Source organism: Demequina aurantiaca (assembly GCF_050598105.1).
Classification (GTDB): domain Bacteria; phylum Actinomycetota; class Actinomycetes; order Actinomycetales; family Demequinaceae; genus Demequina; species Demequina aurantiaca_A.
In genome coordinates, this window is record NZ_CP192436.1 from 2,770,196 (window position 1) to 2,796,639 (window position 26,444).

Annotated in this window: 26 protein-coding genes and 1 tRNA gene; 15 read left to right on the forward strand and 12 right to left on the reverse strand. The window is 66.6% G+C overall.

Annotation, left to right across the window (positions count from 1 at the left end):
- The first annotated feature begins 95 nt into the window (after positions 1-95).
- Positions 96-1,604: an amino acid permease gene (locus ACQU6B_RS12740; protein WP_430867914.1), complete on the forward strand. Its 1,509-nt coding sequence runs from the start codon at positions 96-98 to the stop codon at positions 1,602-1,604.
- Here ACQU6B_RS12740 and ACQU6B_RS12745 read toward each other — a convergent pair.
- From ACQU6B_RS12745 to ACQU6B_RS12760, 4 genes are all read right to left on the reverse strand, one after another.
- Positions 1,601-1,861 (reverse strand): DUF4287 domain-containing protein, encoded by a 261-nt coding sequence (locus tag ACQU6B_RS12745; protein ID WP_430867915.1) that lies wholly within the window; start codon positions 1,859-1,861, stop codon positions 1,601-1,603. The genes ACQU6B_RS12740 and ACQU6B_RS12745 overlap by 4 nt on opposite strands.
- A complete protein-coding gene (locus ACQU6B_RS12750) occupies positions 1,858-2,838 on the reverse strand; it encodes an SRPBCC family protein (RefSeq protein ID WP_430867916.1) in 981 nt (326 codons plus the stop codon). Before ACQU6B_RS12750 ends, ACQU6B_RS12745 begins: the two co-directional genes overlap by 4 nt.
- Before the next feature lie 2 nt (positions 2,839-2,840).
- A complete protein-coding gene (locus ACQU6B_RS12755; protein WP_430867917.1) occupies positions 2,841-3,206 on the reverse strand; it encodes an ArsR/SmtB family transcription factor in 366 nt (121 codons plus the stop codon).
- A 152-nt stretch (positions 3,207-3,358) separates the two neighbouring features.
- Positions 3,359-3,904: a hypothetical protein gene (locus ACQU6B_RS12760; protein WP_430867918.1), complete on the reverse strand. Its 546-nt coding sequence runs from the start codon at positions 3,902-3,904 to the stop codon at positions 3,359-3,361.
- Positions 3,905-4,115: 211 nt separating this feature from the next.
- Here ACQU6B_RS12760 and ACQU6B_RS12765 point away from each other — a divergent pair, with 211 nt between their 5' ends.
- The 6 genes from ACQU6B_RS12765 to ACQU6B_RS12790 all read left to right on the forward strand — a co-directional run bounded on the left by ACQU6B_RS12765 (position 4,116) and on the right by ACQU6B_RS12790 (position 10,393).
- Positions 4,116-4,667, forward strand: a complete 552-nt coding sequence (locus tag ACQU6B_RS12765) for a hypothetical protein (protein ID WP_430867919.1) — start codon at positions 4,116-4,118, stop codon at positions 4,665-4,667.
- Between the two features lie 2 nt (positions 4,668-4,669).
- On the forward strand, positions 4,670-5,110 hold the full coding sequence (locus tag ACQU6B_RS12770) for a hypothetical protein (RefSeq protein ID WP_430867920.1): 441 nt from the start codon (positions 4,670-4,672) through the stop codon (positions 5,108-5,110).
- 3 nt (positions 5,111-5,113) lie between these two features.
- Complete coding sequence (locus tag ACQU6B_RS12775; protein ID WP_430867921.1) at positions 5,114-5,341, forward strand: helix-turn-helix transcriptional regulator; 228 nt, start codon at positions 5,114-5,116, stop codon at positions 5,339-5,341.
- 199 nt (positions 5,342-5,540) lie between these two features.
- Positions 5,541-7,730, forward strand: a complete 2,190-nt coding sequence (locus tag ACQU6B_RS12780; protein ID WP_430867922.1) for an MMPL family transporter — start codon at positions 5,541-5,543, stop codon at positions 7,728-7,730.
- A gap of 107 nt (positions 7,731-7,837) precedes the next feature.
- On the forward strand, positions 7,838-8,878 hold the full coding sequence (locus tag ACQU6B_RS12785) for an NAD(P)-dependent alcohol dehydrogenase (protein WP_430867923.1): 1,041 nt from the start codon (positions 7,838-7,840) through the stop codon (positions 8,876-8,878).
- Positions 8,879-9,034: 156 nt separating this feature from the next.
- Positions 9,035-10,393, forward strand: coding sequence for an MFS transporter (locus ACQU6B_RS12790; RefSeq protein WP_430867924.1), 1,359 nt, complete (start codon positions 9,035-9,037; stop codon positions 10,391-10,393).
- Between the two features lie 60 nt (positions 10,394-10,453).
- Here the strand turns inward: ACQU6B_RS12790 and ACQU6B_RS12795 are convergent, their stop codons facing one another.
- Together ACQU6B_RS12795 and ACQU6B_RS12800 are read right to left on the reverse strand one after the other, a co-directional pair.
- Positions 10,454-10,804 (reverse strand): putative immunity protein, encoded by a 351-nt coding sequence (locus tag ACQU6B_RS12795; RefSeq protein ID WP_430867925.1) that lies wholly within the window; start codon positions 10,802-10,804, stop codon positions 10,454-10,456.
- A 63-nt stretch (positions 10,805-10,867) separates the two neighbouring features.
- A complete protein-coding gene (locus tag ACQU6B_RS12800) occupies positions 10,868-11,440 on the reverse strand; it encodes a hypothetical protein (RefSeq protein ID WP_430867926.1) in 573 nt (190 codons plus the stop codon).
- Positions 11,441-11,562: 122 nt separating this feature from the next.
- On the opposite strand from ACQU6B_RS12800, the gene ACQU6B_RS12805 reads away from it, so the two are divergent.
- Both ACQU6B_RS12805 and ACQU6B_RS12810 read left to right on the forward strand, forming a co-directional pair.
- Positions 11,563-12,498 (forward strand): aldose 1-epimerase, encoded by a 936-nt coding sequence (locus ACQU6B_RS12805; RefSeq protein WP_430867927.1) that lies wholly within the window; start codon positions 11,563-11,565, stop codon positions 12,496-12,498.
- 9 nt (positions 12,499-12,507) lie between these two features.
- Positions 12,508-14,697: an alkaline phosphatase family protein gene (locus ACQU6B_RS12810; RefSeq protein WP_430867928.1), complete on the forward strand. Its 2,190-nt coding sequence runs from the start codon at positions 12,508-12,510 to the stop codon at positions 14,695-14,697.
- Between the two features lie 10 nt (positions 14,698-14,707).
- Here ACQU6B_RS12810 and ACQU6B_RS12815 read toward each other — a convergent pair whose 3' ends face one another.
- On the reverse strand, positions 14,708-15,418 hold the full coding sequence (locus tag ACQU6B_RS12815; RefSeq protein WP_430867929.1) for a TetR/AcrR family transcriptional regulator: 711 nt from the start codon (positions 15,416-15,418) through the stop codon (positions 14,708-14,710).
- Positions 15,419-15,633: 215 nt separating this feature from the next.
- Here ACQU6B_RS12815 and ACQU6B_RS12820 point away from each other — a divergent pair, with 215 nt between their 5' ends.
- The 3 genes from ACQU6B_RS12820 to ACQU6B_RS12830 all read left to right on the forward strand — a co-directional run bounded on the left by ACQU6B_RS12820 (position 15,634) and on the right by ACQU6B_RS12830 (position 17,273).
- A complete protein-coding gene (locus ACQU6B_RS12820) occupies positions 15,634-15,789 on the forward strand; it encodes a DUF6131 family protein (protein WP_430867930.1) in 156 nt (51 codons plus the stop codon).
- 139 nt (positions 15,790-15,928) lie between these two features.
- Entirely contained in the window at positions 15,929-16,195 is a 267-nt protein-coding gene (locus ACQU6B_RS12825; protein ID WP_430867931.1) for a DUF6458 family protein, read from the forward strand.
- Between the two features lie 172 nt (positions 16,196-16,367).
- On the forward strand, positions 16,368-17,273 hold the full coding sequence (locus tag ACQU6B_RS12830) for a diacylglycerol/lipid kinase family protein (protein WP_430867932.1): 906 nt from the start codon (positions 16,368-16,370) through the stop codon (positions 17,271-17,273).
- Positions 17,274-17,276: 3 nt separating this feature from the next.
- Here ACQU6B_RS12830 and ACQU6B_RS12835 read toward each other — a convergent pair whose 3' ends face one another.
- Complete coding sequence (locus ACQU6B_RS12835) at positions 17,277-19,424, reverse strand: sensor domain-containing protein (RefSeq protein ID WP_430867933.1); 2,148 nt, start codon at positions 19,422-19,424, stop codon at positions 17,277-17,279.
- A 207-nt stretch (positions 19,425-19,631) separates the two neighbouring features.
- Here ACQU6B_RS12835 and ACQU6B_RS12840 point away from each other — a divergent pair.
- Positions 19,632-19,702, forward strand: a tRNA-Gly gene (locus tag ACQU6B_RS12840).
- Here ACQU6B_RS12840 and ACQU6B_RS12845 read toward each other — a convergent pair.
- Entirely contained in the window at positions 19,694-20,122 is a 429-nt protein-coding gene (locus ACQU6B_RS12845) for a MerR family transcriptional regulator (protein ID WP_430867934.1), read from the reverse strand. The two genes, ACQU6B_RS12840 and ACQU6B_RS12845, sit on opposite strands and share 9 nt — an antisense overlap.
- Positions 20,123-20,170: 48 nt before the next feature.
- Here ACQU6B_RS12845 and ACQU6B_RS12850 point away from each other — a divergent pair, with 48 nt between their 5' ends.
- Positions 20,171-21,154, forward strand: coding sequence for an oxidoreductase (locus ACQU6B_RS12850; RefSeq protein WP_430867935.1), 984 nt, complete (start codon positions 20,171-20,173; stop codon positions 21,152-21,154).
- A gap of 97 nt (positions 21,155-21,251) precedes the next feature.
- On the forward strand, positions 21,252-22,079 hold the full coding sequence (locus tag ACQU6B_RS12855) for a Cof-type HAD-IIB family hydrolase (protein ID WP_430867936.1): 828 nt from the start codon (positions 21,252-21,254) through the stop codon (positions 22,077-22,079).
- Positions 22,080-22,100: 21 nt separating this feature from the next.
- Here the strand turns inward: ACQU6B_RS12855 and ACQU6B_RS12860 are convergent, their stop codons facing one another.
- The 3 genes from ACQU6B_RS12860 to ACQU6B_RS12870 all read right to left on the reverse strand — a co-directional run bounded on the left by ACQU6B_RS12860 (position 22,101) and on the right by ACQU6B_RS12870 (position 26,372).
- Positions 22,101-22,973 carry a DUF4190 domain-containing protein gene (locus ACQU6B_RS12860; protein ID WP_430867937.1) on the reverse strand — a complete coding sequence of 291 codons (873 nt, stop codon included), beginning with the start codon at positions 22,971-22,973 and terminating at the stop codon, positions 22,101-22,103.
- A 110-nt stretch (positions 22,974-23,083) separates the two neighbouring features.
- The gene (locus ACQU6B_RS12865; RefSeq protein WP_430867938.1) at positions 23,084-23,836 is read right to left on the reverse strand and encodes a sulfite exporter TauE/SafE family protein; all 753 of its coding nucleotides are present in this window, start codon (positions 23,834-23,836) and stop codon (positions 23,084-23,086) included.
- Positions 23,837-24,503: 667 nt separating this feature from the next.
- The gene (locus ACQU6B_RS12870) at positions 24,504-26,372 is read right to left on the reverse strand and encodes a cytochrome c oxidase assembly protein (protein WP_430867939.1); all 1,869 of its coding nucleotides are present in this window, start codon (positions 26,370-26,372) and stop codon (positions 24,504-24,506) included.
- Positions 26,373-26,444: the final 72 nt, after the last annotated feature.

Below are 26,444 nucleotides of genomic sequence, written 5' to 3' on the forward strand. Positions count from 1 at the left end.
CTGAGTGGGCTCGGCAGGAGTAATGTGATTTCCGGCGCCGAAGAATGACGGCGCCGGCATCCCGCTCCCCTCCGAGCGAGGCCCCTGGAGGGTCGATGGCTCGAGCGGTATCCACGGCGTCAGCGAACAGCATCACCACGCCGCGCAAGCGGTCCGGCTGGCTCCACAGCAGGCTCATCCTGCTCATCGCCTTCACGTTCTCGGTGATGGCCGACCCGGTCTCCTCCGTCTCCTACGCGATCGAGGCCGCACTCCACGCGCTTCACAACAACCTCGCCCTGCTGCTGCCGACCATGACCATGGTGGTGCTGGTCGTGGCGCTGGTGGTCGCGAGCTACCACCAACTTGTGGCCAGGTTCCCCGAGGGCGGGGGTTCGGCCGCGGCTGCGGGCAGCGCGTTCGGCGAGGGTTTCGCCTTCATCCCGATGGGTGCGCTGATCGTCGACTTTGTGCTGACCATCGCCATCTCCGTCTCCGCGGGCGCCTCCGCGATCATCTCCTACGTGCCGCGCCTGGCGCCGTTGCGCCTCGAGCTCGCCCTCACTCTCGTCCTGCTGGTCGCGGGCCTGATGTGGTTCGGCCACTTCGGTCGCGCGATCTTCGCGGCGCTGACCATCGCGTTCATCGTGGTCGCGGCGGTGGTACTGGTGATCGGCGTGCAGATTCCGGGTCCCTCCGGCCCCCCGGTCGCGACCACGCACGGGGCCCCGCTGGCAGTGCTGTTTGCGTTCCCCGTCGCGATGGCGCTGGCCACGGGCATCGAGGCGCCTTCTTCCGCGATCGCGCAGCTCGACGAACTCGACTCGGACGGCCGACGATCATTCGGCCAGTGGGCGCTGTGGCTCACACTCGGAATTGTCGGAACCCTGACCCTGGCGCTGACGGCCGCCATCGTGTCCGGCGGCATCGGCCTGCCGCCGCACGACTCGACGCTGGTGGCGGAGCTGGCGCGCGCCACCGGGTCGCCCGGCGTGTTCGCCGCGTTCCAGGCGGCCACCGCGCTGCTGTTGCTGTCCGCCGCGAGCTCGTCCTTCCAGGCCGGTCCCGGCCTCCTCAAGGCCCTGTCGCGCCACAACCGGCCAGGCGAACCCAACCACGGCGTGCTGCCGGCGGTCCTGGGCAGGACCAACAAGCACCACGTGCCCGTGATGGGCGTGCTCGTGTTCCTCGCGGCTTCCGCGCTGGTCGTCGCCGCGGCGGGGGGCTACGACCAGCGACTCGTGCTGTTCTACGCCGTCGCCGTGTTCGTGAGCTTCATGGCTGGGCTGGCCGCCATGGCCCGCTTCGCGCACCGCGAGCGCCGCCCCGGCTGGCTAGTCCTGAACATCGTCGGAATGGTCGCCGTAGGGTTCACGCTGCTGATGAACCTGTTGCGTCCGGCCGCGCTTGTCTCGCTCGGGGCGACCGTCCTGGTGGGCGGCGCCCTCTACGTCGCGTGGGTGCGTGCCGGGCGGCCGCGCGGCACGGCGCATGCGGTTGCAGAGGCCGAGGGCGGGCCGGTCGACTCGATCGCGAGTGAGGACGCCGGCGATTCCCGCCCAATAGACGCATCCGTCAAAGCGGCGGACGCGACCGGGATGGACGCCACCAACCCCGACCTCTAGCGCCCCTGCTTGGCACGCACGTAGGCGACTATCGCGTTCGCGTGACCGTGGCCCAGGCCGTGATCATCCTTGAGCCACGCGACCGTCTCCCCGTGCTTCTCGTCCCCGGGACGGGCCGCCACCAGGTCCAGCCACTCCTGCATCGGCTTGCCGTAGGTATTCTCGATGGAAGGGAAGTAGGAGGCCGGACCCTTGAGCGGGCCGCCGGAGAGGTCGGGCGCGAGGACCCGACCCGCCCCGGCATCGGCCGCGCTCAAGCGCTCGCCAGGACGTCGGCCTCGAGGCGCGCGTAGCTGGTCTCCATGCCGTCCGTCATGCCCGTGGCCAGGACCATGTCGCGCACCTCGGCGTTCGGGTACGTGATCACGAGGCTGAGCAGCGTGCCACCGTCGACTGCTGTGAGGGTCATCTCGTTGGTGGTGCTCGGGTAGTCGGTGTCCGTCATGTGCTCGGTGGTGACCTCGCGGTGCGGCGGGTTGGACTCGAGCAGCTCTCCGTCGAAGCCGAAGGCCCCGTCGCTGCCGTCCTCCGGCGCCCATCCGAACCGGTACGCGTCGCCCACGTTCACAGGGACTTCACAGATGGGCATTGTCCAGCCGTCCGGGCCGAGCATCCACCGCTTCATGAGTTCCGGGTCGTGGTGGGCCTGCCACACCTGGTCCACCGTGCCGCGGATCACGCGCGAGACGCGAATCTGGGTGTCGGACAGGACGTCGGCGTTCGTCGCGCGCCCCACCGCGAACGAGGCGAGATCCGCGAGCACGTCGTCGATCTGGCCCATCGCCAACGTCATGCCCTTTTCCATGCCCATGGCTAGCAGCTGCTCGAGCTGGTCCGCGGTTCCAAAGTGGGTGACGGTCGTGAGCCGCGAGCCGCCGTCGGTCGCCTCGAATTCGAACGTCATGCGCATCGACGGCATGTCCGTGTTGTCGGTGCCGTCCTCGTTGGAGAAACCGTCCTCCACCTCAAAGCGGTGCGGAGCCTCGACAAGGAGGAAGTCCCAGTGACCCGGCGACTTCTCGCCGTTGGGCCCGGTCATAACGTAGTCGGTGCGGCCGCCCGCCACCATGTCGTGGCGCGTGAACTTGGCGGGGTAGGTGGGCGGTCCCCAGAACTGCTCGATCTGGCGCGGGTCGGCGTACGCGTCCCACAGGCGCTTCAGCGGCGCGGCGAAGTCGGCGACCACCGTCATGGTGAGGGCCTCGTGATCCTTGGTGACTGAGGTGATGGGCATGACTACTCCTTCGGTACAGCGGTAGTGGGGTGAGGGTCCTCAGCGAGTAACGCGTCCAGGCGGCCGATGCGGCCGCGCCAGATTTCTTCGTACTGGTTCAGTAGGGTCTGGGCCCGACGGATGGCGTCGGGGTTGCCGCGAATCATGCGCTCGCGGCCGCGGGGGTGCTTGGTCACGAGGCCCGCTCCTTCGAGTACTGCCACGTGCTTCTGCACGGCGGCGAAGGACATGTCGTAGTCAGCGGCCAACTCGGTGACCGAGGACTCGGCAGTGAGCGTGCGCCACACGATGTCGCGCCGCGTCGCATCGGCCAGAGCGTGGAAGATACGGTCCACGTCTGCGTCGGAGAGTTCTGTGTATGCAACCATTTGGTTGTACGTTACGCCCGGCCTGGCATTTCCGCAACACCTCAACCAACTACCCCCTACGTCCGCACCGTAAATCGCCCCTGGCGCGAGCACTTCGTGCTCAGCGCCGGGGCGCAAGGGCGGATCTACGGTGCGGACGTAGGGAGGGGCGGCTACTGAGGCGCGATGGGCCCGCCGAGGTCCGCGTAGGTCTTGCCCCGCACTATCTGGCTAACGGCCTGCTGCTGGGTTTCGAATTGCTCGGCCAGGTCGGCCTGCGAGGCACCCTCGCTGAACAGGATGCGCATGCGGACCACATCCGCTTCGGTGAACTGGCGGACGGGCGCCTCGGACCGCCCGGTGCGCCGCCCGCTCATGATCGAGTGCACGGTGTGAATAGAGACTCCGAGCTCGCTGGCGACCGCAGCCCTTGCTTCACCGCCGGCGACGCGTTCACGAATCGCGTCTGCCTGCTCGGTGGTCATCGGCGGCTTGCGCGTCGAGGACATAGCGGACTTTCGGCCCCCAGCAGCCGGCGGCGACGCCTTCTGCACGACGCCCGACTTGATGGGTCCGCCCGCGGCCACGCGCGTCCGCCCCAACACCAAGGCCGACACGGTGTTCTGACTTACGCCAAACGATTCAGCAAGGTCCACCTGTTTCGCACCCGCGGCGTAGCGCTCGCGGAGCGTGACCACGTCGGCGTCGGAAAGCCGCACGCCACCGCTCCGAGACTGCGTCATCGTGTTCCCCCGTTCCATGCACGTCGACACCCGCGCCAGTGCCGCCTACTGCTCCCGACACTAGCGATGCAACGACGGGCGCCATCGCCCATTCGCCGAAATGTAAAGAACTCTTGACATCTGTCGACGCCTGCCATACCTTTGCCATGTAAAGAACTTTTGACATTGGCCCAGGAGGTCGAACACCATGAACGGAACCGGCGAGAACACCGCTAACCAGACGGACGGCCTGGCCGAACCGCGCGAGCCCATGACCTTCGGCGAGCGCAACGTCTGGGCATCGGCGATCGCCGCCATCCTCGCGTTCGTCGCCTACCTGATCGTGATGGTCCCGCGAGTACTGGCTACCCCCGTCTCCGACGTCTCCTGGCAGATCCCTATGCTTTGGGCCATAGGCGGCGCAATCATCGGCACCATCGTGTTTTCAATACTCGGCGCAATCGGCAGCGAGGTCAGCGGTCAGGTGGGCGCTGTCGTGCGGTCGGCAATGACCGGTCGCTCCGTCGGTTTTGAGGCGCCTCTTCACCAGGAGGACATCCGCGACCGCGAGATCAGCCAACTGGGCGAACGCACCACGATGTCCATCATGGCCTCGAGCCTGTTCATGATGATGGTGCTCGCGATGGGTGACGCGGAGAGTTTCTGGATTGGCAACACGGCGCTAGTGATCGGCACCATCGGCACCCTGGCGGGTGCCGGAGTCAAGATCCGCGCGTACCGCGTAGGGCTTGCATCATGAACATGACCGAACGCTCAGTGTGGATCACGGCCTTCGTCCTGCCCGGTGTCGCGATCGCCTACCTGGCCATCGTCCTGCCCCGCGTCGCAGCCACTTCCGCCGGGGACGTCAGTTGGGTCGCGCCAATGCTGTGGTGCATGGGCGCGATCATTCTCGGGGTGATTGTTGCCACCGTCGCGAGTGGCATCGGCTCGGAGGTGCTCGCGGAAGTGCGGGGCACCGAGTCGGACCTAGGGGACGACGACATCCGCGACAAGGAGATTGGCCGGTTCGGTGACGCCCGCTCATATTCACTCGGCGGCGTGCTGTCGATCTCGACCCTGGTCCTTGCGATGGTCGATGCAGAACCGTTTTGGATTGCTACGTCCCTGTTCCTGTCTGGCATCATCGCCGGCACCTACGGCTCGATCGTCAAGATCCGCGCGTATCGAGGGGGTTTCTAGACCATGGGAAAGTCCACGAGGGTCACCAACTCAATCCGTGCCCTGCGCGCGGAACATGGGGACATGACCCAGGCCCACCTGGCGGAGCGCATCGGCGTCACCCGTCAGACGGTCATCGCCATCGAGCAGGGAAAGTACTCCCCCTCGCTTGAGATGGCCTTTCAGATCGCGAGGGCCTTTGGGGTGCCTCTCGACGACGTCTTCCAGTACCCCCAGGGGGAGGACGACTGATCATCCACCCAACCTCCGGCGGCGCAAGCTAACTATTCCGCGCTCCACCTCCTCCCGCTCCGAGCCACGGCGCGTCTTGCCTACACCTAGGCTCTGATCCGCTCACCCTCCGGCTAATTGCGGCGGACTTCTCACTGACAACCGCACGCTCGCTGTATTTTCTGCGCCCAAAAACGGGCACCAACTCAAGGAGAGCATCATGACTCTTGGCATCACAGGGCGCATCGCCCGAGCCTCGGCCTCGCGGCCGTGGTTGACTATCGGCATCTGGGGCGCCATCCTCGTGGGCGCCGTCGTCCTCGCTGGCAGCCTAGGCAACCACGTCACCAGCTTGCAGAAGAACCTGGTGACGACCGAGGCTGACCGAGCCTCCCAGATTGACATGGAGCTTCGCAGCACCGCGACGGGAGCGGCGCAATACGACGAGACCGTCTTCGTGACCAGCGCCGACTCGGTCTACGGGGAGCCGCTCTTCGATGACGCCGTGGCCAGCGCGGCAGCCGCCCTCTCTGCCGTCGAGGGCGTCACCGACGTCGTGACGCCCGATGCGGGGGCGTCAGTGGCGGACAACGGCCGCTCTGCGATGATCACCTTCCACACCACAGCGGACGCCGCGGTGGTCACCGCCGCCGTGGACGCGATCGACACTCTCGGTCTGGAGGGTGTGGACGCCTTCGTTTATGGAGAAGAGTCCTCCCAGTTGGCGCTCACCAAGCTTGCCTCCGACGAACTCGCCCGCAGCGAGGGCATCGGAATCATCGCCGCGCTGGTGATCCTGGTGTTCGTCTTTGGGGCGTTCGTCGCTGCGGGATTACCGCTGCTCATCGCGATCGTGTCGATCGTCACCGCGACCGCGCTCGGCTCGGTGGTCGCCGCCATAGCGGATGCAAACGACGTGCCGATGTCCGACACCGTCACCATCTTCATCGCGATGCTCGGCCTCGCGCTCGGGATCGACTACTCGCTGCTGTGCGTCCAACGCTTCCGCGAGGAACTCGCGCATGGCCGGACGGTCAGCGACGCGGTCGCGATCGCCGGTAACACCGCGAACCGGGCCGTCGTCGTTTCTGGCGCGACCATTGTGATCGCCCTGGGCGGGCTTGTGTTCGTGCCCGTCAATACTTTCCTCGGGGTCGGAGTCGGGGTGATGGCCGTGGCTCTGACGAGCGTGTGCAGCGCAGTCTTCCTCCTTCCCGCGATACTCCAACTGCTGGGCCACCGCGTCAACAAGGGCCGCGTCCCCACTGCTCACCCGGGCGCCGAGTCACCGCGCTGGCGTCGGATCGCGTTGCGCGTGGTGCGTCGACCCGTGGTCTCGGCCCTGGTTGGCGTAGGCGCACTGATGGTGCTCGCGGCGCCCGTGCTGGGGCTGCGCTTCGCCAACCCCGGCCCAGAGGACCTGCCAGCTGACTTCGTCGCTCACCAGGCCAGTGATGTGATGACACAGGACTTCGGGTGGACTGAAAGCGAAACAGTCGTGGTCGTCGAGAATGCCGGGGACGCCCGTGCTCAGGTCACTGCCCTGTCTTCCGCCATCGAGTCCGATGAGGCTTTCGCGGGCACCACAGTTGAGTGGCGCACAGGCACTGCGTTCATCGAGACTCACGACACGTTCGGCGCCAGCGATGCCGGCGCAACCCTCGCAATCGAGCGCCTCCGCGAGCAACTCGTGCCCGACGCACTCGAAGGGTCCGGGGCCAGGGTAAGCGTCGGCGGGGCCCGCGCCTTCGCCATGGACCAGGAGTTGCTGCTTACCGATCGCGCGCCGTGGGTGGTCGCATTCATCCTGAGCGTGACCTTCATCCTGCTGTTCGTCATGTTCCGTTCGGTGGTGATCCCCCTCAAAGCGGTCGTATTGAACCTCCTCGGCACGCTCGCCACCTTTGGTGCGATGGTCGCTGTGTATCAGTGGGGATGGGGCTCGTGGCTCGGTCTTCCGCACCTCGACGGCATCTCACCTTTCATGCCCGTCATGATCTTCGCCCTGGTATTCGGGCTATCCATGGACTACCACGTGTTCCTACTGAGCCGCATTAAGGAGTCCTACGACGCGACCGAGGACAACCGAGCTGCCGTCGTGGACGGGGTGACCCGCACCGGTCCGCTCATCACCGGCGCGGCGCTCATCATGTTCGCGGTGTTTGGAGGGTTCGCCTCCGCCGGAATCCCCGAGTTGTCGCAGTGGGGCTTCGGGCTGGCGTTCGGGGTTCTGATCGACGCGACTCTTATCCGGATGCTGCTCGTGCCGGCCTCCATGGTGTGGCTTGGCCGCGCGAACTGGTACCTGCCTCGCTGGCTCGAGTGGCTGCCCACCTTTACCGTCGAGGCCCCCGAACCCGCGCCAGCCGTGCATCGGCACCCTGAAACCGCTGGCGCCCCAAGAGCATGACCACCCTCATCGGCTTCGTTCTGGGCTTCGGGGTGCGCCCCCGGGCGCTCCGCGCCACAATCTAAGAGAAGCCCCGTCGTCGCCTGACCAGACATGGAGACCGTCGCATGAGCGATATCCAGAGCCCGGCCGAGTCCACCCCCTCCAGTGATGGACCCGCGCAGACGATGCGCGCCCTGCAGTTCTCCGAGTACGGCCCGCCGCGCGACGTCATACGCGAGGTTCGCATTCCCGTCCCGGCACCCGGTCCCGACGAGGTGCTGGTGCGGGTCAAGGCCGCCGGCCTGAACCCCTACGACTGGCACTTCTACCGCGGCGACCCTTACCTGGTGCGGCTCACCACGGGGCTCCGCCAGCACCGCAAGCCGCGCGTCGCGGGGGCCGACTTCTCCGGAACCGTCGCGCGGGTGGGCGCGAACGTCACCCAGTTCAGCATCGGCGACCACGTCTTTGGCGAGCAGGACCAGGGCGGCGCGGTGGCCGAGTTCGTCGCGGTCGCGGCGGAGAAGGTCGCGGTCATGCCGCAGTCCGCCAGCTTCGAGGAGGCGGCCGCCGTCCCCATGGGCGCGCTCACCGCGACGGCCGCGCTGCGTAAATCAGGCCGCCTGGAGTCGGGCCAGTCGGTGTTGGTCAACGGAGCCTCGGGCGGGGTTGGGGTGTTCGCGGTGCAGTTGGCCCGCGCCTGGGGCGCGACCCGGGTGGTGGGGGTGTGCAGCGGACCCAATTCCGAACTGGTGCTCTCGCTGGGCGCCGATGCGGTGATCGACTACACACGCGAGAACTACTGGGAGCGCGAAGAGACCTTCGACCTGATGGTCGACACCCAGCACTCGCAGCCGCTGCGCCTCTCGCTCAAGGCGATACGCCCTGGCGGCACCTACGCACTGGTGGGCGGCGGTGGAGGCAAGCTCATGGGGCCGGGCGGACCGATGATGCGGGCCCTTGCGCAGGGAATCGTGCGGCGCCACCGGGTAGCCGGAGTGATGGCGAAGCCGAGCGGCGCGGACCTCGCCACCGTGGCCAAGCTCATCGACGACGGCACCGTCACCGTCCCCATCGAGGCCGCCTACGACTGGGGCGACGCCGCCGCCGCGTTCGAGCGCCTCGAGTCCAACCGCGTGAGCGGAAAACTAGTCATTCGGATCTAGGCCAGCGGGCAGGGCTCCGGGAGGGGCCGCACCGGCGGCCACCGCGCGTCCTCCCAGCGGCGGCTGGCGCACCCCGGCGGCCAGCCCTCCTCGCTCGCGGGCGTAACGTGGAGGGATGAGAGTCAGCCGGCCCACGAGCGCCCGCGAGCGCGACCGATGAGCCGCACTTTCGCGTCCCTCAAGCTCTACAACTACCGGCTGTGGTTCGCCGGGGCGACCGTCTCCAACATCGGCACCTGGATGCAGCGAGTGGCGCAGGACTGGCTAGTCCTCACGGTCCTCACCCAAGAGTCCGGCGTGGCCGTCGGCATCGTGACGGCCCTGCAGTTCCTGCCCTTCCTGTTGCTGTCCGCGTGGGCCGGGCTGCTCGCCGACCGCGTCGACCAACGCAAGTTGCTGCTCGCCACCCAAAGCGCCTCGGCCGCGCTCGGCATCGGGCTAGGAGCGCTCGTCCTGCTGGGCCACGTCGAGCTCTGGCACGTCTACGTCTTCGCCCTGTTGCTGGGAATCGTCACCGCGATCGATGCCCCGGCGCGGCAGACCTTCGTGGCCGACCTGGTTCCCATCGAAAGCCTGCCCAACGCGGTGGGGCTGAACAGCGCCTCATTCAACGCGGCCCGCCTCTTGGGTCCTGCCGCCGCCGGCCTCGTCATCGCGTGGGTGGGCACCGGCTGGGTATTCATCGTGAACGGGTTCACGTTCATCGCGACCATCCTCGCGCTGCTGGCCATGCGGGTCCAGGACCTCAAGGGGTCCGAGCGTGCGGAGCGAAAACGCGGCCAAATCAAGGAGGGAATCCGGTACGTGCGCCGGCGCCCGGACATCATGGTGGTGCTCATCATCGTGTCGGTCGTCGGCATGCTTGGCCTCAACTTTCAGCTGACCAGCGCGCTCATGGCGAGGACCGAGTTCGGGCTCGGCCCCGGCCAATACGGGATCATGGGATCGGTCGTAGCGATCGGTTCCCTGGCCGGCGCGCTGGTTGCCGCCCGGCGGAGCAGGGTGCGCGTACGGCTCGTCATCGGCGCGGCCTTCGGCTTTGGCGTGGCGACGGCCGTCAACGCCGTCATGCCGACGTTCCTGCTCTACGCGATCACCAGCATTCCGGTTGGCTTCGCGGCGCTCACCATGATCACCGCCGCAAACGCGATGGTGCAGACCACCACGACTCCCTCCATGCGAGGGCGTGTCATGTCCCTGTACATGCTGCTGTTCGTGGGCACCACACCCATCGGCTCGCCCATTGTCGGGTGGATAGGCGAGGAGTACGGCCCTCGGTGGGCGATCGGCATCGGCTCCATAGCCGCGCTGCTCGTCTCGAGCGGCGCGGCGCTCTGGGCCGTGCGGCGCTGGAAGCTGGACGTCAGTTACCACCTACACAAGCCGCGCCTACGGATCACGTATCCGCCCACGGTCGCGGCACGGGATGCGGCCGATGCGGACCGCCGGGCTCGCGAGGACGCCAGCACCAAAATTCGTGGCCAGCAAATCGTGGACAAGCGCTCGCAACCCTAGGGAGTCAGGCGGACGGTCCTCCCGGCAAGCATGGCGACCGCCGTCCCGGACCCCGGCCAGTTAGACGCGTGCGGGCAGTCGGTCTCTCAGCCTCTCCGCCTTGAGCGCGTACTTCTCCGCCTGCGCCGCGTACTGCGCGACGTACGCGGTGGACGCGGCCCTCGCGGCCGCCCTCGCCGCGGCGCGCGCCGCCTTGGACCGCGCATCGGCCGCCGCGGAATTGGCCGAGAAGGCCGCCGACCGAGCCTCGCTCACCGAGATCCCGCCGTGTGCCCAGGCCCGTGTTGCCGCGATGGCGTCCCGCGGGCGGTGATCGCTCGAGTCCTCGAGCTCAAAGATGAACAGCACGCGCTGGGCCGCGTTGGCGGCCTCTATGGCCAGTCTCAGGTGCTCATCGTCGTGCACGCTCATATTTTCACCGTACCCCGGTGTGGGGCCGCCCGCTCGGCGGCGCCGAAACTTTGCGCGGAGGGATCAGCGCAACTGCCCTTGATTCCAGGTGCTCGGCTGGGGCGCGGGCAGGTCGGCATTGGCTGCGGCCCTCGCGACGATGGCGGGCATTTGCTCTTCCTGCTTGGCGGCCGCGTGCCACTTCACCAGGAACGGCGCCAGCGCGAAGCCGTAGACGATGTGCGCGACGGCCTCGAAGGGCTGGTTGGCGATCTCGAAGACGGGGTAGAAGAGCGGCACTAGCAGCAGGAAGTTGAACATGTAGATGGCTAGGCCGTAGATCCCCGCGAGCGCGACGCGCGACGCGTTCGACTTGAGCTCGGTGGCGATCAACCCGAGCAGCGCGCCGTAGGTGACGGACAGCGTGATGTGCACCGCCCAACCGATCGCGAGCGAGGTAGTGCCGGCAGCGAAGAACTCGTCAGGCTGGACGATGGTCGCGATCATGTGAATGATCGTGTCCGCCGGGAGTCCGGCATCCGCCAGGAACCACATCTGGAATAGGCCAAAGATGACGCCCGCGACTAGGCCGCCGATGGCGCCGCGCAGTGTCATGCGTCCGTGCCGGTCCCACTTGGACTTGGTCTCTTCAGCCATTTCTTGCCCCTCAGCGTTAGTTTTGCGGGCCTGCCCCGCTGACTCCTATTCGCGCCGCGACGCCCGGCGGATTGGTCTAGTGCCGCACCAGTTGTGAAGCGCCCATGCGCTACCGTCGCAGTATGAGCAGCTCGCCTTCTGTAATCACCCTCACAAACGACTACTGGCGCGTTGGCCTCGTGCCCGCGACCGGCGGGTCGGTCGCCTTTGGCCAGGTCCGCATTCGCGGCGAATGGGTGGACGTGTTGCGCCCCACCGCCGAGGAGGATCGCGGCAACCGCTCCCATTGCTCGTCCTTTCCCCTGGTGCCCTGGTCCAACCGGATCCGTGACGGCAAGCTGCTGTGGCAGGGCCGCGCCTATCAGCTGCGCACCAACCCGGGTGACGGCACCGCGCGCCACGGCGTGGGCATCGAGTACCCGTGGTCGGTGGTGAAGCAGTCAGCCACGTCGGCGACGCTCGAGTTCAGCTCGCGCGACGTGTACGGCGTCAACTTTCCGTGGACCTTCACGGCACGGTTCGAGTACACGCTCGAGGGCGACCGCCTCACCTTCGGCCTGTCCGTGACGAACACCGACCACGAGACCTTCCCCGCGGGACTCGGCCACCACCCGTACTTTGTCCGCCGGCTGGCCCTGCCGGATGGAACCACCTCCGCCGCGCCTCACCTGCAGATCAACTGCGAGCAGAGCTACGACTTGATCGACGCCCTGCCCGTTGCGGCGGCGGGCCCCATCGCCCCCCGCGCCGACTTCCGCACCAGCCGACCGCTAGGTGAGTCCGTCGTCGACGACTGCCTGACCGGCCGCACCTCCCCCACCGTCGCGGTGATCGAGTACCCCGGCGACCTGGCGATCACGATCCACGCCGGCGAACTCCTCTCTCACGTGGTCGCGTACGCCCCCGAGGGCGCGCCGTTCTTCGCCGTAGAACCAGTCACCAACGTGAACGACGCCTTCACGCTCGACGCCCAGGGCGTCAAGGGCACCGGCCTGTTTCTGGTGCAACCGGGGGAGACCCGGCACACCGAGTTCTCGTTCTCAGCCACGAAGTCTTAAGGCGCGCCCGTGAGCAACGACGCGGACCGTACCCCGAACTCAGCTCCCGAGGCCCGGGTCACCCCGGGACCAGGGCATCAGCGCTACTCCCATAAGACCAGCACCCTCGACCTCGCGATCCGCGTGGTCACACTGGCCCTCACCATCACCCTGACTCCGGGAATCACGCAGACCTCGTGGTGGGCGATGCCCCTGGCCGTCCTGGCCATCTCGTTCGCCACCTGGGCGCTGCGGCCCCTCCTGGTGCGCATCGCCGGCCGGCTGGGGTGGATTGGCGCACTTGGCCTGGCACTGTTCGCCAATGCGATCTTCGTGGGCGCTGGCCTATTAATTACCCCCCAAATCGAGGCCACTAACATCTTCGCGGCCATCATCGCGTCGTGGCTATACGCGTTGCTGCTGACCCTGATCACGTGGATCTTCTCAGTCAGCACGCAGGACTACCTCATGGTTCACGCGCTGCGCATGAGCGCTCAGCGCCGCGCCGCACAGGCCAAGGGCGACGGCGCGAACAGCGACTTCGACCCCTCGGTGCCCGGCGTACTGTTCGTGCAGCTCGATGGGGTGCCCGCTCCCGTCCTGCGCGGCGAGGTTCGTGCCGGCAATCTGCCCACCATCAGCCGGTGGCTGCGCTCGGGCTCGCACCGACTGGTGGAGTGGCGCGCTCAGGTGCCCTCCACGACCCCCGTGAGCCAGGCGGGAATCCTGCACGGATCGAACGACAACATCCCGGCGTTCCGTTGGTGGGATCGCTCGCTGGGGCGCCTGGTGGTGGCCAACAAGCCGGAAGACGCCGCGCTCATCGAGTCGCGCGTGAGCAACGGCCGCGGCCTACTCGCCGACGATGGCGTATCGATCTCGAATCTGTTCTCCGGCGACGCGGCCCTCTCGCAGATGACCATCGGCGGGCTGCGGAACAAGGCCGACGGACTCGGACCCAGCCAGGCCTACTCGTCGTTCTTCACTCACCCCGCGGGCTTCCTGCGCGCGATAGTCCTCTCCGTTGGAGAGGCAATCAAGGAACTCTTCCAGGCGCGACGTCAGGTGCGACGCGACGTGGTGCCGCGCATCAAGCGCGCCGGCAGCTACGTCGCGCTGCGCGCCGTCACCAATGTGCTGCTGCGCGACATGAACGTCGCGCTGGTCGTCGAGGCGATGATGGCCGGCCGTAAGTCTATTTACGTGGACTTTGTCGACTACGACGAGATTGCCCACCACGCCGGCGTCACCCGGCCCGAGTCGCTGGCTTCCCTGTACGGCCTCGACGACGTGCTGCGTGGCTTCGAGTCGCTGGCCGCCTCCGGCAACACCCCACGGCCGTACAAGATCGTGGCGGTCTCCGACCACGGTCAGAGTCAGGGCTCCACCTTCCTGCAGCGCTACGGTGTCAGCCTCGAGGAGTTCGTCGCCAATCACATCGACGGCGTCGCGCAGGCCGACGAGGAGCGTGCTGGCGTGCAGCGACGGAAGGCTAGCCGCGGTCCCGACTCCCTCAAGCCGCAACACAACGCCGAGCAGGCCGGACTCGTCGGCGAGCTCGCGAGCGCGGTTGGCGGCTCCAAGAGCGCCGCCGGCAAGCTGGCGCACCGTGCTCTGGGCACGGAGGACTCCGGTATCCCGGTGGACACCACCCTGCCGCGCCTCGCCGTGGTCGGGTCGGGAAACTTAGGCGGCATTTGGTTCGCGCAACACCCCACGCGACTGAATCTGGCCGCGATAGAGCGCGGGTACCCCGGACTAGTGGAGGCCCTCGCCACCCACCCCGGCATCGGCTTCCTAGTAGTGGCGACCCCAAACGGGCCCGTCGCGATTGGCGCCGGTGGCGTCCTCAACCTGAAGACCGGATCGCTCACCGGCACGGACCCCCTCGCCGGGTTCTCGGACGATGCGCGGGGCGACTTCGCGCGCGCCGCCGAGTTCAAGGACGCCCCCGACATCTACGTCAACTCGTTCTACGACGCGGACCTGGATGAGGTCGCCGCGTTCGAGGAACTCGTCGGCTCGCACGGCGGCGTGGGCGGATGGCAGACGCGACCGTTGTTGATGTTCCCCAGCGACTGGGAGATTGACCCGACGCTGCTCGACGACGCGGGTCGCATCAGCGGCGCGGAGACCGTGCACAAGCAACTCGTGACCTGGCTGGAGCACCTTGGGCATCGGCAGGAACTTCCCCGGCCGGACACCTCTTCGGACAAGTGAGCGCCAGGCGCTAGGTCCGGTTCTCGCCTCGATCTCCCAAGGTTGGGTGCAGTTCGATCTGGAGACCGGTGAGCATGATGTCCATCCGGTTCTCCAGCTCCTCGGCTCCGTCGTAGGCGGCCAACACCGGCGCGAGGTGACGAAGTCGGGGGAAGTCGCGTAGCGATAGCCCTTGCAGCCCCAGGCGGAGCAGTGGATCGGTCTCCTCGTGATTCGCCACGAGCACTTGAAGTTCGTTGAGGACGTGGCCTTGCATGGAGCCGTACACCAACCGGTAGACGCGGAGGGCGTCGACCTCGGAGAACCCCGCCCGAACAAGGAGTTCCAAGACGGCCTCGAGTGGTCGCAGCGCACCCAACGGCCACAAGGCCATCGGGACGGACAACGGTCGCGTGACCAACAAGGGGACCACCTTGGGGTGCGCGAGAGCCACGCCACGGAACTGGCGTGCAAGGCCACGGAGTTGGCCCGCCCAATCTGGATCCGTGACGTCCACGGTCAACTCCAACAGCACCGACTCGGCCACGTAGTCGAGCAGCACTGACTTGCTTGCCGCGTGGCGGTACAGCGACATGGGATCGCAGCCCAGCTCGTCCCCCAGGCGCCGCATCGTCAGGCCCCCGACCCCGTCCTGATCGATGATTTCCAAGGCTGTGCTCAGCATCATCTCGCGGGTGGGGCCCGCGGAGTCGCGGAGTTTTCGAGTGGCGCGCGCTGCCATGTCGGAGACTTCCTTACGGGTAGAGCTATTGAGGTGCGAGTACTACTACACCGTATACCCAATGCGTAGCGCGACCACTTGACGCGAGCGCATCATGGCAGTTAACTAGGTTCTACGCCGTAGTCATACGGTGCGGCGCTAGCCTGTCTTTGGCTCGCGCGTCACAAGGTAAAACAACGCATCCCTAGGGTGCTGCCGCTACTAAAGGAGTCCACATGATTATTTTGGGCCTTATCCTCCTCGTCATTGGATTGGTCGTACCAATCTCCATCCTGGCGACCATCGGTGGGATTCTCATCATCATCGGTGTCGTGCTGTGGATCCTTGGGGCCTTGGGCCGCTCTGTTGGCGGTCGCAAGCACTACTGGTGATCAGTGCGAATCGGACGTCGTTCCGGTAAATTCCCAACCACCTTGATGGTGCGTTGACCCGGGACGACCCGGGTTAACGCACCATTTTCACGTCCACCCCCGCTCACGGGAGGAGACCCTCCCCAACGAAAGGATCATCATGGGTATCGGCATCAACATCTTCTTGATTGCGGTTGGCGCAATTCTCACGTTCGCCGTCGACACCACAGTCGCCGGACTCGACATCAACGTCGTGGGCATCATTCTGATGGCAGCGGGCGCTGTGGGCCTGTTGCTCACACTCCTCGTCTTCGCTCCGCGTCGCCGCCGCACGGTCACCGAGACTCACGCAAGCCGGTCCGTTGACCCCGCCGCGTCATCGCGTACGGTCACCACCGACGACGCTCCCGGCACGCCCAACCTGTAAACAACGCTGCACGCGTGGCGGACCTCGGCACGCGCCCGCTTGCGTCAACGACGACAGGTAGCGCCTCGATCCGGCGACTCCCGGGTCGAGGCGCTCCGTCACTCGTAGCCCGGACCGAGCCCCCTTCTGATTCACTCAACCTCCGCCATCGTGGCGTAAGACAGGATGCACTTTGACTACCGTCGCCGTCGTCGCCCACTCAAAGAAGTCGTTCGGTAAAGGACTCGGCGAGTTGCGCCGCGTCCTGCACGACGCCGGGTTCCCCGAACCCCTTTGGTATGAGGTCGCCAAGAGCAAGCAAGTGCCCGAGTGCGCCAAGCAGGCCATGTCCGCCGGCGCCGACGTGATCTTTGTGTGGGGCGGAGACGGGACAGTCCAGCGCTGCATCGACACTGTCGCGGGAACGGACGCAATAATCGCTCTCCTGCCCGCAGGGACAGCGAATCTGCTCGCCACCAACCTCGGAGTCCCGCAGGATATCGCCCAGGCGGTGGACATCGGCCTTCACGGAGAACGCCGAGCGCTGGATACCGCCACCGCGAACGGGGAGCACTTTACTGTCATGGCCGGAGCGGGCCTCGACGCGCTCATGATCAAGGACGCCGATGCCGGGCTGAAGGACCGCTTTGGGCGGGCCGCCTACCTGTGGACGGGGGCTCGCAATCTTGAGGCGAGCCCAGTCAGGGCGAAGGTCGAGGTAGAGGGCCGCCGCTTCCACAAGGGGAAGGTCACCTGCGTGCTGGTCGGCAACGTCAAGGACGTCTTCGGCGGAGTCGAGGTATTCGACGGCTCGCGCCCGGACGACGGCCTCTTGGAGATCGGGATCGTCACCGCGAAGAGCCAAAGCCAGTGGATTCGCACGCTAGGCACCGTGGTGCTCGGCCGCACAGAGAATTCCCCGTTCGTCGTCACCGCGCGCGGCTCGCGGATCAAGATGACCTTTGAAAAGCCCACCGTGTACGAGCTCGACGGCGGTGTGCGCAAGAAGACCAAGAAGCTGAAGATCAAGGTCCATCCGAAGTCGATCACGGTATGCGTCCCCGTACCCAACGCCGATCTGGTCGGCGAGAAGGATTAGCGCCTAATCCGAGGTGCCGCTGGGCGGGACCGCGAGACCCGTTGCTGTGATCGCCTCGAAGACCGCCGGAATGTCGTCGATGGGTCCTGGGCGGGCTAGCAAGTAGCCCTGGCCATACGCACAGGACGTCTCTTGCAGCACCCCCAGCTGCGTCGTGGTCTCGATGCCCTCGGCGATCGTGTCCAGTTGCAGAGTCTCCGCGAGCCGGACGATCGCCTGCAGGAAGGCTAGGTCGGCCAGCCCGGACTCGACTGCGCTGACAAAGGCCTGGTCGATTTTTACCATGTCCACCGGTAGTTGGCGCAGGCGGCTGAGGGAGGAGAAGCCCGTGCCAAAGTCGTCGATGGCGACGCGCACTCCCTGTGACCGCAACTCACGCAGGGTCCGGTGACTACGCTCCTGCAGGAGCAGCCCCTCGGTCACCTCGAGCACCAGGCTCGCGGGTTCCAGGCGCGTAGCGCGTAGGGCGCCAAGAACGAAGTTGGGGAAATCGGTGTCATCGAGCTGAAGTGGTGACACGTTGACGCTCACGTACGCGTCGCTGCCGGTCTTCTCCCGCCAGCGCGCCGCGTCCGCACACGCCTTTCTGATGACCTGCCGGCCGAGCTCTTGGATGAGGCCGGTCTGCTCCGCCACCGGGATGAACGCCGTCGGGGGAACCTCCCCGAGTTCGGAGTCCGACCAGCGAGCCAACGCCTCGAGCCCCACCACGGCGCCCGAGTGTAGATCGGCAATGGGCTGGTAGACGAGCGTGATCGCGCCCGCCGCGACTGCCTTCTGCAGTGCCGCCGCGAGCCGGAACTTAACCACCGCGCCCCTGTGCATTCCCTGCTCATAGGCGACGTGCCTCCCGCGACCTCGCACCTTCGCCTGGTACATCGCCAGATCGGCGTTGCGGAGCATGGTCTCGGTGGTTTCTCCTGGCCCGGCAATCGTGATGCCCACGCTGGCTCCCACCACCACCGTGCCGACGCTGAACTCAACTGGTTCGGCGTGCATCGCCGCGAGAATCCGGTCGGCGAGCGCCTCGGCCTGCTCGAGGGTTGCGTTTTCAAGGAGTAACGCGAATTCGTCGCCGCCGAGGCGCGCGGCGAGGTCCCCCGCGCGGGCGCACCGCTGGATGCGGCGCGCTGCCGCGACGATCACTTCGTCGCCACAAGCATGCCCAAAGCTGTCATTCACCGACTTGAAATTGTCGAGGTCGATGAAGAGCACCACGCTGCTGCGGCCCGCGACTCCCGCGCCCACGAGCGCGTGGTCGACCCTCTCCCTGAAGAACCTGCGGTTGGGCAGTCCGGTGAGCGGGTCGTGGAAGGCCTGGTGGCCCAGCCGTTCCTCGAGGTCCTTCTCCTGCGTGACGTCCACGAGCACGCCCTGGATGGTTGGCGCGCCGTCCTGGTCGTAGAGCACCATGGAGTCGTCGCGCACCCACACCGTCGTCCCGTCCCGACGATGAAGTCGGTACGTGAACGAGTGTGGCGCAGCTGCGATCCCGGCATCCAACATTCGCTGGTCCCAGGCCAACACTCCATCTCGCTCGGCGGGCTCGAGCAGGCTCACCCATAGCCCCGAATCCGCCATCCACTCCTGTGCCGTGTACCCAAGCATCCGTTCAATCTGTGGGCTGACGTACAGCCAGCGGCCTCGGGATCCCGGCTCGGCCACGTAGACGACCGCGGGAACCCTCTCCACGAGCACCCGATAGCGTTCCTCCGCTGCGCGCAGATCGCTCTCGAGCCGCTTGCGCTCCGAGATGTCCAGGGTCATGCCGATCTCATACGCGGGCTTCCCTGCTGAGTCGCTGACGAGCGACACGGTCAGATCCGCCCAGAGGTAGCTGCCGTCCTTGCGACGGAACCGCTTCTCCATCGTAAAGTGGTCGATCTCCCCGGCGGCGAGCTGTCGCGACAGGAGCAGATTCGGCTCAATGTCGTCGGGGTGCGTGTACTCCCGCCACGGCATCTCCGCGAACTCCTCGGGCGTGTAGCCGAGCATGCGGTGCAGCGCACTATTCGTCATCGTCGTGCGGCCCTCAAAGTCGATGAGGCCGGCGCCAACGGGGGCGAGCTCGAGGATGGTTTCGAGGCGCTCCAGGCGCGCCCACACATCGTCGTTCTCAGGCAGATCGCGGCTGTGCTCGGTATCTTCCACGACCCACCTCCTAGTTCCGCCGTCGGGGCTTGGTCGGCCACCGTCGCCCGTGTTTACACACTAACTTCTTCCGCCTCGCTTAGCCCCTTCTCACAGTCACTGCGGGCCGTGGTCGACGGCCCGGGAGGCAGGGTTCCGCCGTAGCGACCCGTTCAAGCAGTCGAGTCCAGGCGCTAGTATGGATAACTCATCGGGGATTCCCGATGCGCGGGTGTAGTTCAATGGTAGAACTTCAGCTTCCCAAGCTGATAGCGCGGGTTCGATTCCCGTCACCCGCTCGCAGCCCGGGGCGCAATTCGGTATGCTCCCCCGGCGAGGTGCTCGCGATAGGCCCGCACCTTGCCATTGATCACGTCGCGGCACACCAGTAACTCCTCGATCTGCGCGTCGAGCGCCCGGGCGTGCGCCTCCATCAACTCGATGCGCTCGGCCTCGTTGCCCGCGCCCGCCCGCACCAGGTCCGAGTACCGCGCCATCACGGCCACCGGCATGCCCGACTCGCGGAAGCGCCTCAATAGCGTCATCCAGCCCACCGACTCCGGCCCGAACACGCGTTGCCCGCCCGTGGTGCGCGGGATGTCCTGCGGGAAGAGTCCCTGCGACTCGTACCAGCGCAGCGTGTGCACGCTGATCCCCGCGATGTCGGCCAGTTCGCCGATGCTGTACGTCCGCTGAACGGTCTGTTCCGCTACCGACACTGTCTCCCCCTTGACCTCAAGTCCACTCTAGGTCTTAACGTGGTGAGTATGACAAAAGACAACGACATCTACGAACGCCAGCGGCCGATGAGCTCCGCGTTCGGCTACCGCTCCACAGCCGCGGACGTCCTCGAGGGTCACGACCTCAGCGGCGTGACCGCGGTGGTCACCGGTGGCTATTCGGGACTCGGCTTTGAGACCGTCGCCGCACTGGCCGATGCGGGAGCCGCCGTGATCGTGCCCGCCCGGCGCCCGGAGGCTGCGGCCGCGAAGCTCGAGGGTTTCGCCCGCGTCACGGTCGAGAAGATGGACCTGAGCGACCTAGACTCCGTCGCCGCGTTCACCGCCAAGGTGCGTGAGGCCGCCACCCCCATCGGAATGATGATCAACGCCGCCGGCGTCATGGCCACCCCCGAGAAGCGCACCGCGCAGGGGTGGGAGTTTCAGTTCGGCACCAACCACCTGGGCCACTTTGCGCTGACCGCCGGTCTTTCCCCGCTGCTCACCACCGGAGCTCGCGTGATCTCCTACTCGTCGATCGGCCACTACCGCTCTCCGGTGCGGTTCGACGACATCAACTTCGAGGCCAGCCCCTACGAACCTTGGGAGGCGTACGGCCAGGCGAAGTCCGCCAACGCGCTCTTCGCGGTCGGCCTCAACGCGCGCGCCGAGTCCCGCGGAATCCTGGCGTTCTCGGTTCACCCGGGCGGAATCATGACGGACCTCCAGCGAAACATGCCAGCCGAGGAACTGCTCGCTCGCGGCTGGGTGGATGCCCAAGGCAACCCCAACCCGCTGTTCAAGACCGCGGCGGAGGGCGCCTCAACCGCCCTCTGGGCGGCCACCGCGCCTGAACTCGCGAACCGGGGCGGCGTCTACTGCGAGGACTGCTCGATCAAGAGCATCGTCCCCGTGGACTACGCGGACATGATGGAGGGCGGCGTCAAGGATTGGGCGGTCAACCCGGACGCGGCCGAGGCCCTCTGGGCACTCTCCGTGAAAGCCACCGGCTTGGACGCCTTCGGCAGTTGAGCGACCGCTCGGGTCGCCATCGGCGGGTGTACCGTGGATGACCCGAGCGTCAACGCCGCCGCGATATCCCCCACACAATCCTTTGGAGCACGCCGCCGTGAGCGACACCACCCCGGACATTCGCCTGATTGCCGTCGACATGGATGGCACCCTCCTAGACGCAGATCACAACCTTCCTCACAATTTCGAGCCGTTCTTGGACGCGCTGGACGAGCGCGGGATTACCTTCTGTCCCGCGAGCGGGCGCCAGTACCACTCCCTCTTCGCGCAGCTCGGCGACCGCGCCCCCGGCCTCGACTTCATCGCCGAGAACGGCGCGTACGTCCTGCAGGGCACGGAGGAGGTCAGCTCCACTCTCATAGACGAGGACCTGGTCCGTCGCGTGATTCGCCGGGTCAACGAGTACGCCGCCACCGGGGCGAACATCGGCGTGGTGGTGTGTGGCAAGCGATCGGCCTACGTTGAGCGCGCGGACGAGGAGTTCTACGCCGAGACCTCCCGGTACTACCGCAGCCTCGAGGCCATCGACGACCTGCTCGACTGGCCCGCCGACGGCATCCTGAAGGTCGCCGTCTTCGACTTTGCCGGCTCGGAGCACGGCGTCGCGCCCATCCTCCAGGAGTTCGCCGATGAGGCGCGCGTGATGGTGTCCGGCAAGAACTGGGTGGACCTGATGGGCCTCACCACCAGCAAGGGAAGCGCGTTGCGTGCGCTCCAGACCGAGTTGGGTGTGACGCCGGACCAGACCATGGCCTTCGGCGACTACCTCAACGACCTGGAGCTCCTGGACGCCGCGCAGTGGTCGTACGCGATGGCCAACGCCCACCCGCAGGTGAAGGAACGCGCCCGCTTCGAGGCGCCCTCCAATCAAGACAACGGCGTCATCGACACCGTGTCACGCCTGTTGGGGCTGGGCCTGCACTAGCCGTCGGTAACGGCGAGCAGGCTAAGAGCAGGTCGCGCCGTCGACTAGTCCAGACGTTGAGCTATACGCGACCGCGGAGTCATTTCCGCCCTCATAGCTCAGCACCAGGCACCAGTCAGAGGCGGAGGAGCCGTCCAGCGTCACGGTGCCGGGGACCTCGAGCTCGGCGGGTAGCGACGTATCGCCAACCGCGTAGCCGCCGTCCACCGTCGTCACCTCCGGCAACTGATCCGACGCCGAAGACTGTGCCACTGCGGCGCTGCCGATGTTAATCACGTCCACCTTGGCGGCGTTGTCGTCGTCCTGCGCTGCCATGTTTGGCGACACGACGAAGAGGGCGATCGCGACGCCAGCGATTGCGGCCGCCAGTCCCACGTAGCCCAGAATCACTCCCGCGAGCGCGACCGGCCTGTTGTTCGCCTCGCCCCGCTTGTTGGCCCGTAGGCCCAGGTGCCCGAGCACTATTGCGACCGGGAAGAGCAGGAGCGCCCCGGTCACCACGGACCAGACGCCCAGCGAGTTGCGGCGCGACTCGTCCGCGTTGTTGACCGCCGCATCGTCTGCCTCAGCATCGTCCGTAGCAGCACCGTCCGCAGCCCCCGCGTCACCGGCGCCCGCTCCGGCACCCTCCGCATCGGCGTCCTGGCCGGGCGCGACGGGTGGCATGACTTGAGTGTCGCCCGCGGTCACGGGCGGGAAAACCGCGGTCTGCGTCGAGTCGGGGCCCTGCGGGGGAACACCGCGCGCGTCTGCGTTCGCCGCGGATCCGGCCTCCTCTTGCTCGGCCTGATCGGCGCCCGCGCGAGGCGCTGGCATAGCCCCCCAGTCCCCAAGCGGGCTCGCGGGGGAGGACTCCGGCGTGGAGTCCGGCTCGTTGTCGCTGATGTTCGGCATGCTCAACCTTTCGCGGGTACTTCCGGCGCTTATCTTGCGCCAGTCTTGCACCAATGCGGTCCCGCCGAGGCAGTGGGCGCGCGGTGGCGTGAGATCACCACCGGCTTCGCTCACAGCAGCAAGACTGTCGCCGCCATTGCTGAGGCGAGGAGCACCGCGACGTCGAAGTTGCGCTGACTGATTCGCCGCGCGATTGCGTAGCCAAGAATCCCTCCCACCAGGATAAGTGGGGCGAGAAGCGCGCCACGTCCGACGTCCGCCCAATGCATGAGTCCAAGGCCGACGGAGAATGGAACCTTGACCAGGTTCACAATGAGGAAGAACCACGCAAGGGTTCCGATGAAGCGTCGCTTTTCGATGCCCGATGCCGACAGGTAGAGGGTCATCACGGCCCCCGCAGCATTGGCTGTCATCGTCGTGAACCCCACACCAGTACCTGCAGCCCAGGCCACCAAGCGGTGCTCGTGCGCGGTCGACCCCGGCGCCTCGCTGCGCCACTTCACCACGAGCTGGAACAGGATGAGCACCAGCAGGATCACTCCGATGCTGCGACGCAAGACCTCGTCGGACACCACCCGCAGGAACACCGAGCCGAGCACAAGCCCCGGGACCACGGCGGGGAGAAGCCTCCGGATTAACGACCAGTCCGCGTCGTGCCGGTAGTACCACACGGCAACGAGGTCGCCAATGATGAGGAGCACCAGGATCGCAGCCGTCGACTCCTTCGCAGGCAAAATCGTCGCGAAAATCGCAACGGAAATGACCGCGAGGCCACCCAAGGCCGTCTTGGAAAAGCCAACGATCACAGCCGCAAGCGCCATCAGGAGGACGGCACCCAGCGACCCCCCAAGTAGATCGAGCATGGTCGCGTCCGTCCGTGAGGTCCAAGTGCCGTGCCCAAGGCTAACCCCCTCACGTCGCGCGCGAGATTCGGCAGACTAGGCGTGGACCAATTCGCAACCGCGTCGCCGGTGGCAAGGCGAAGGCCCCCCGAAGCGAATGTTCGAGGGGCCCTGCCATGACGTCGAGTTCTTGGGGTGTCCGGCGAACCGACACTTCCCCAACGGCCGCTATTGACGATGCGGCTTCACCACCCAAAGGCGGTGACCTCTCGGTCTACTCTTCAGTCCGTCAGTCCCTGTACCGTCACCCACAGCTCGCGGCGGCGACGATCGGAGTTTCCTCCTCGTGCCCCTCGACCTGGACTGGCGTTGTCCGAAGCGTCCGGAAATCTACTAATCCGTGAACCCTGCTGATGCGTCTCCCCCCAGTCAACCTGGCGGTTCCGGCAAAGATGCTCGAGCCTGATGACCCGGTTTCCCGGTTCACTGCAGACGGCTTTAGTGCGTTCCGTTGTGACTAGTCGTACTCGCCTCAGGCCTTGCGCGCAAGGCGAGACGGCACCCAAAAATCGCTCTCGGTTTCCTCACACCTTTGTCCACCATTCGGGAGCGCGAGCAACCTCTTATCAACAAGCCTGTGGAAGAAATCTGTGGATAACTCCGGTGGCTCCCTGGAGGGCCCAGAAGGCTACTCCCCGCGGTTGTGATCCTGATCCGCGACCTGCGCGAGCATCGCGTTGTACTTCTTCAGCTCCGCGTCGTCGTCCCTATCCGCCTGCCGGTCCTTGCGCTTGCCCTCGCGCAGGTCCGCCGAGCGCCAAGCGATCACCACGCCGATCGCGAGCAGCACCGTGGGCAGCTCGCCGATGCCCCACGCAATCTGTCCGCCGTATTGCTGGTCGGCAATCGCATCGGGCCCCCACGGGCGCCCCATCAGGCCAAACCAGGTGGGCGCGAGCAGCACGGTCGAGGCCATGAGTGTCACGCCAAAGAAGGCGTGGAAGCCCATGGTCGCGAACAGCAGCACGATCCGGAGCGGGAAGCGCGGGCGCTTGGGCCCGGGGTCGATCCCCACGAGGGCGTTGGCGAACAGGTAGCCCACCAGGGTGAAGTGCAGCACCATCCAGAGGTGTCCCGCGTGATTGCGCAGCGCGAATTCGAACACCGGCGAGTAGTAGAACGCCACGAGCGATCCCGCGAAGTTCATCGCGGCCACGATGGGGTTCGCGAAGAACTTCATGACGCGCGACTCGACGATCACCCGAATCCACTCTCGGGGCCCGCGGGAGTGATCAGAGCGGGGACTCAGCGCCCTGAGCGCGAGGGTGACGGGCGCGCCCAGCGCGAGCGGGATGGGCGCCACCATCACCAGCATCATGTGCTGCACCATGTGCGCGCTGAAGGTCACCGAGCCGTAGATCATGGGACCGCTCTGGGTGATCCAGATCATGGCGACGATGCCGAAGACGAAGGAGGCGGACCGGTACCAGGGCCACTTGTCGCCGCGACGGTGCAGGCGGCGGGCCCACAGCAGGTACACGACCCCCATCAGCACCAGGACGTAGGCGCTCACAATCTCCAGCCGCCACTCGGTGAACCAGGTGAGGAAGGTGGGCGCGGGAGGCAGTTCGTAGCCGGTCAGGAAGTACGCGGGCGTGGGGGCGTCGATTGGCGTCAGGTCGGCGGGGGGCGCCGTGCCGGACAGCACCGCGGCGACCATGACCACACCGATGAGCGCCCACACGTCCACCGCCATGACCTTCCAGAAGTGGCGCTGGACGTCGGCGTTATCCAGCCGCGGCATCGTCCGGCGGCGGTGCCATGCTGCCAACGTGATCACCACTCCCATGAGCGCCAGCTTGAGCAGCAGCAAGCGCCCGTAGGTGGACGTGAATAGGTCCATCGGGTCGTTGAAGCGAAGCCAGGCGTTGCCCACCCCGGACACGGTGACCAGGATCGCGGCCCACATGGCGATGCGCGACATGCGGTAGACGGCGTCCTTGGTGGAGGACCCGAGCTGGCGACGCGCCAGGGCGACCGCGGTGATGATGCCGATCCACACGGCCGAGCCGACGATGTGCAGGAACATCGCGCTGACGGCGAGGTGGTGATCGACGGCGCCGGCGGCGTGGCCGGTCTGGGCCTGCCAGCCGAGCCCCCACACGATGGGAATCATGGCCCAGGCGGCGGCCGTCGGGGTGCGCACAAAGCCCACCGTGATGGACGTGACCACGGCGGCGACCGTCATCGCGAGGAACGCGCGCCCCAGGTCGATGGTCGTGGCGAACGACCACACCTCCTGAACAAAGGCGGAACCGTACGAGGACGTGGGCCCGGTGCCCACTCGCGGCACGATCTGCGCGTAGGACGCGAAGAGGTAGACGACCGCGCTCAGCGCCCAGACCACCGACGCGATTCGCGCCACCGTCCCCATCCGGTCAACCGCGCGGTGGCCGCGCGGCAGCACCGCCATGATCACGAGCAGCGCGCCGACGGTGACACCTAGGGAGATATCCCGAATACCCGCCGATGCTAGGACGAGGGTGCCGATGGACATGGGATAAGCCTACGTGCGTAAACGGCACCCGATGGGCACCTCCGATGCCGCCCCGACGCGTGCGGACGGCCC